This window comes from Streptomyces spiramenti, assembly GCF_012034385.1.
Taxonomy (GTDB): domain Bacteria; phylum Actinomycetota; class Actinomycetes; order Streptomycetales; family Streptomycetaceae; genus Streptomyces; species Streptomyces spiramenti.
The window spans coordinates 1-5,304 of sequence record NZ_JAAVJB010000291.1 but is presented as its reverse complement, the minus strand read 5'-3'; the positions used below and the strand labels follow the sequence as shown (position 1 = coordinate 5,304).

The 5,304-nt window shown below is 73.8% G+C and carries 3 protein-coding genes; 2 read left to right on the top strand and 1 reads right to left on the bottom strand.

All coding sequences use genetic code 11. The features are described 5' to 3' along the window. Nucleotides 1–31: 31 nt before the first annotated feature. Nucleotides 32–3,241 (bottom strand): ThuA domain-containing protein, encoded by a 3,210-nt coding sequence (locus HCJ92_RS21810; protein WP_338054313.1) that lies wholly within the window; start codon nucleotides 3,239–3,241, stop codon nucleotides 32–34. Nucleotides 3,242–3,604: 363 nt separating this feature from the next. Between HCJ92_RS21810 and HCJ92_RS24470 the strand changes: the two genes are divergently transcribed. Both HCJ92_RS24470 and HCJ92_RS24465 read left to right on the top strand, forming a co-directional pair. Beyond that, a complete protein-coding gene (locus tag HCJ92_RS24470) occupies nucleotides 3,605–4,861 on the top strand; it encodes a pyridoxal 5'-phosphate synthase (RefSeq protein ID WP_209311437.1) in 1,257 nt (418 codons plus the stop codon). Between the two features lie 210 nt (nucleotides 4,862–5,071). Then, a partial coding sequence (locus tag HCJ92_RS24465; protein WP_209311436.1) for a hypothetical protein occupies nucleotides 5,072–5,304 on the top strand: 233 nt, incomplete at its 3' end.

Here is a 5,304-nt window from a genome sequence, read left to right as displayed (position 1 = left end):
CGCCGGAGGCGTTCCGGCGCGGCGGGTCGCGTCAGCCGACGCCGGCCGGCTCGGGGGCCGTGACGCCCTGCCCCTGGAACCGCAGCCAGTTGACGTTCAGCAGGCCACCGGTGTTGTCGCTGCCGTCCGGTCGGCGCGTGACGAAGTAGACGCCGCCGTCGGGCTCGTGGTCGCCGATCTCCGCGGTGACGGTCTCCCACTCCTGCCAGCCACCGGTCCCCGGCACCTCGACCGACCCGATCAGCTCGCCCTCGGGGTCACCCACGCGGATCTCGACGGTGCCGCCCTCCACCGCGGAGGCGACACGCAGCTCCACGGCGTCGATCCCGGAGAGGTTCATCGGCTCGTAGCCGAACCAGTCGCCGTCAGCGACGTGGCCGACGTTCAGGCCGCCGCCGGTGTCGGCGGTCGCCTCGGTGCGCACCCCGGGCTCGTCGGCCCCGGCACCGTCCGCGACGCGTCCGGTGGTGGAGAAGAACTCCGCCTCCTTCTCCTTGGTGTGGAGGACGACCACCTCCTGGGTCGTCAGGGGCTCCGTGCCCGGCGCGCCCTCGTCGGTGTAGGTGACCGTGACGACGCCGAAGATGTCGGCGCCGACGTGGCCCTCGTCCCCCGGCAGCGGGAACGAGCCGGAGCAGCCCCGGTACTGCTCATAGGGGTGGGCGTGCTCGTCGTGGCCGAGCGCCGGCTGGGTGATCACCCGGTCGCAGTCGATCTCGCCGTCCTCGGCGTCGGTGACCGTCACCTCGTACTCGATGGTGTCGCCCCAGCTGAACAGGCCGCCGTCCAGCGGGGCTTCGACGGCGATCTCGGGGGCGCTGTTGCCGGCGTTGATCTCGACCCCGGCGACGGCGGTCTCCCCCTCGGCGTCGGTTACGGTCAGGGTCACCGACCGGACCCCCGCCTCGGTGTAGGTGTGGGTCACCTCCGCGTCGGTGGCGTCGGTGGTGCCGTCACCGTCGAGGTCCCAGGCGTAGGTCAGTTCGGTCCCCTCGGGGTCCTCGGAGTGGGCGGCGGAGAAGTTGACCTCCAGCGGGAGCGGGCCCGAGGTCACGTCGGCGTCGAGCCGTGCCACCGGGGCGGAGCCGCCCGCGGCGCGGTGGTCGACGCGGTAGACGCCCGAGTCGCTGTTGTCGCCGCCGAAACCGCTGCCCCAGTCGATGACGTACAGCGCGCCGTCCGGGCCGAACCGCAGGGCGTGGGGTCGCTTGAACGACAGCTCCTCCAAGGCGCGTTCGACCCCGACGACCTCGCCGCCGTCGACGCCGACCGCGAACAGCCGGCCGTTGTTCCAGTCGCCCAGCACCGCTTTGCCGTCCCAGGAGGCCGGCCACTTGCGGTCCGACTCCAGCTCCTCGTCGTACAGGTAGACGCCGCTGGTCATCGGCGCGCCGCTGGTGCCGATCTCCGGCACACCGGAGGAGGCGGCGCCCATCCACAGCTCGGCCGCGATGGCGGGCGGCAGCTCGGTCACCCCGTCGTTGTTGGGGGAGTCGTTGACCGGCGCGGAGCAGTCGAAGGTCTCGCCGGAGGTGCGGGTCTCGAAGTCGTAGTCGACGTAAGGGGTGTTGTCGCCGACGCAGTACGGCCATCCGTAGAAGCCGGGCGTGTCGACGATGTTCCACTCCACGCGGCCGTCCGGGCCGCGGGCGTCGTTCGCCGCGGCGGCGTCCGGTCCGTAGTCCGCGACGAGCAGCGCGTCCGTACGCGGGTCGAGCCCGATGCGGAACGGGTTGCGGAAGCCCATGGCGTAGATCTCGCCCCGGGTGTTCTCCTCCCCGGCCTCGAACATGTTGCCCTCGGGGACGGTGTAGCCGCCGTCCTCGGTGGGGGTGATCCGGAGGATCTTGCCGTTGAGGTTGGCCGAGTTGGCCGAGGTCCGCTGGGCGTCCCACAGTTCGCGCCCCGCGCGCTCGTCGATCGGGGTGTACCCGTCGGAGGCGAAAGGGTTGGTGATGTCGCCGGTGGCGATCAACAGGTTGCCGTCGCCGTCGAACTGGAGCGCGCCGCCGGCGTGGCAGCACTGCTCGCGCTGGGTGGCGATCTCCAGGACGACTTCCTCACTGGCGGCGGGGATGGTCTCGCCCTCCAGCGTGAACCGCGAGACGCGGTCGACCGCCTCGTCGCCGGCGGGGGAGTAGTAGAGGTAGAGGTGGCCGTTGTCGGAGAACCCCGGGTCGAGCGCGATGCCCAGCAGCCCGTACTCCTGCCCGGTGTACACGTCGACCTCGCCGGCGGTGGTCACCGTACCGTTGGCGCGCACCAGCCGGACCGCGCCGCCCCGGTCGATGTAGAGCACCCGTCCGTCGTCGGTGACGGCGAGCTCCATCGGGTTGCCCGTGGTGTCGTCGAGGGTCACCGTCGAGAAGGTCCCCGCGGGCTCCTCCTCGTCCGTGCCGCCGCAGACGCCGTCACCGTGCACGCCGGCGGCGTACTCGATGCCGCCGAGCAGGTGCTGGACGAACTCCGGTTCCGTGTAGGACTCCTGGGTGTGGCCCATGCCGGTGTACCAGGACCGGCCGCCGTCGTACGCCTGGCACCAGACGATCGGGTGGTCCCCCATCGCGCCGTTGCCGGGGTCGTAGCTGGACTCGTCCAGCGAGGCCAGGACGTGCACCGCGTCGCGGGGGTTGTCCTGGAAGTTGTACCACTCGTCGTAGCGGGTCCAGGAGTCGTCGAGGTGCTCGGTGGAGGGATGGTCGTGATCCTCGACGTCGACGGTCGCGTCCTGGTTGTGGGGGTGGCTCGCGAAGTAGGAGCCGACGAGGCCGCCATACCAGGGCCAGTCGTACTCGGTGTCGGAAGCCGCGTGGACCCCGGCGTAGCCGCCGCCGCCCTGGATGTACCGCTCGAACGCCTCCTGCTGGTCGGAGTCGAGCACGTCGCCGGTGGTGGACAGCCACACGACGGCGTCGTAGGGCTCCAGCCCGGAGTCGGTGAAGACCGAGGCGTCCTCGGTCGCGGTGACGTCGAACCCGTGCTCTTCGCCGAGCTGTTCGACGGCGGCGATGCCGGCGGGTATCGAGTCGTGGCGGAACCCCGCCGTCTTGGAGAAGACCAGGACGGAGTACTCGTCCTGGTCGCCGTGGCCCGGGTGGGCGGCGGCGGTGAGCCCGCCGGCCGCCGCCGGAGCGGCCAGCAGCCCGGCGGTGACGGCACAGGCGAGTGCCGCTCGCGAGCCGCGCCGGGACAGCCGTCCCGGAGCTGGGACGGAGGAAGCGCGTGGGGCGCGTGGTGACACAGCAGTCTCCTCAGGTGGGGGTCAGGGAGCGCAAGCCGGTTTCTGTGACGTAACTCCCATGTGTAGGAGCGAGGTCGGTGAATGTCCATATGCGGAACCATGAATTGCACACCCACCTGACAAAATGCCACGCTCAGTGCTCGCGTGAACTCGGAGGGTCGTGGCTTCTCGGGGGTCTCGGCCCAGCCCGACGGACACCGCCCGTGGGCGGATCCGGGCGCCGGGGGAGGTGTGGCGACGGCCGGGTCGCGGCCCGACAGGCGTCAGACTGACCCCGCGTCGTCCCGCCGCGGCCACCGCCGGCCGTGCTTCGCGCCCCGCTCCCCTGCCCGGCGGGCCCACCGACCGAGAGGAACCCAACCCGTGACCGGACCCCGCGTGGCGCTCCGCCCGCTCGACGTCCCCTTGCTGGAACGGCTGGTCGACGTCGCGCGTGCCGACGCCGCGCCGCCGGAGGTCGGCCCGGTCACCGGTCCGGGCGATCCGTCGCCGGACGCCCCGCCGCAGCGGTGGACGGATGCGCGCGTCGACGCCTTCCGCGCCTGGCACCGCGCCGAGTCCCTCGATCCCGATCGGGCCGGGCGGACCTTCGCCGTCCTCCTGACCGCCCCACCGGCCGCAGCCGACGTCCGGAACGGCGCGCCTGCGGGCGGCCCGGACGGTCCGCGTGGTCCGGCGGCCGGCGGCGAACCCTGCGGCGAGGTCATCGGGGCCGCACGTCTCACCCCCGTGCCCGGCGAGGCCGGCACGGTCGAGGCCGGACTCTGGCTGGCGCGCGGTCACCGGGCGCGCGGACACGGCGGAGCGGTGGTGCGGGCCCTCCGGGACCTGGCCCGGGCCGACGGCGCCCACCGACTGCTCGCCACGACCACCGTCGACAACGAAGCGTCCCGGCGGCTGTTGACGACCGAACTCGGCGCGCACCCGCTGCCACCCGGCGCGACGACCCTGACGGTCCGCGCGCACCTCAGCCCCGCGGCCGTTCTCCTCTCCCGCCCCGCCCCCGCGGGGCAGGCCCCGCCGTTCCCGGGCGAGGCGCCGGACACCCCGGGCCCGCTGGTGCTGCGGTGGCTGCGGGAGGCCGCCGACGCCGGCGTCGGCGCGCTCCAGGCCGCGACGCTGGCGACCGTCGACGGCGACGGGAACCCGGACGCTCGCGTCCTCGTCCTCCGCGACGTCTCCCCGGACGGCGCCTCCTGGACCTTCGCCACCGACCGCGGCAGCCCCAAGGGCCGCCAGTTGGCGGCGAACCCGGGCGCGGCGCTGACGCTGCACTGGCCCGAGCAGGCCCGCCAACTCCGCGTCCGGGGCAAAGTGACGGCAGGCAGCCGCGAGGAAGCCGCCGCGGAGTTCCGCACCCGCTCGCCCGCCGCCCGGGTCGCCGCCCGCACCGGGCACCAGTCCGAGGCCCTCACCTCGGACGACGCCTACCGGGAGGCCGAGGCCGCCGCCCGCGCCACGGTCTCCGAGACCCCTGACGCCGTCCCGGCGGGCCACACGGTCTACACGCTCCACGCCGGGGAGGTCGAGTTCTGGCAGGGCAGCCCCGACCGCTTCCACCAGCGGCTGCACTACCGCCGTACCGACGACGGCTGGAACCGCCGCCGCCTCTGGCCGTGATCGACGACGGCCTCGGCCGGGGGCCAACGAGGATGTCCCGCGCTCGCCGCCGCAGTCGCCCTCGGGCCGCGGTGATGCTCGGCCCCCGAGCGGGCGGGGAGCGCGCGACTGGCCTTTCGGGGACGGTCTTCGCGCCGTCGCACGCCGCCCAGACGGGGCGATGCCAAGCGGCGTGTGTGTCCTGCCCGAGGTCCCGCTCGTTCACACGACATGGTGCGACACGCACGGACCCCCACCACCTGGTACGCCCCGCCGCCGCCCCGTGAACCCGCCTGGAGCGGAAGCCAGGCGGACGTCACCCCGCTGTACTCCACGCTGGTCCGGGAGTGGCGCGACGCCGGCCGGCTGACGCCCGGCCACTCCGACGCGACGTGGGACCGGCTGACCGGTCCCGGCCAGGCCCCGTCGACGCCGCGGGCGGCCCCCGGGGCGCGGCACGGGGC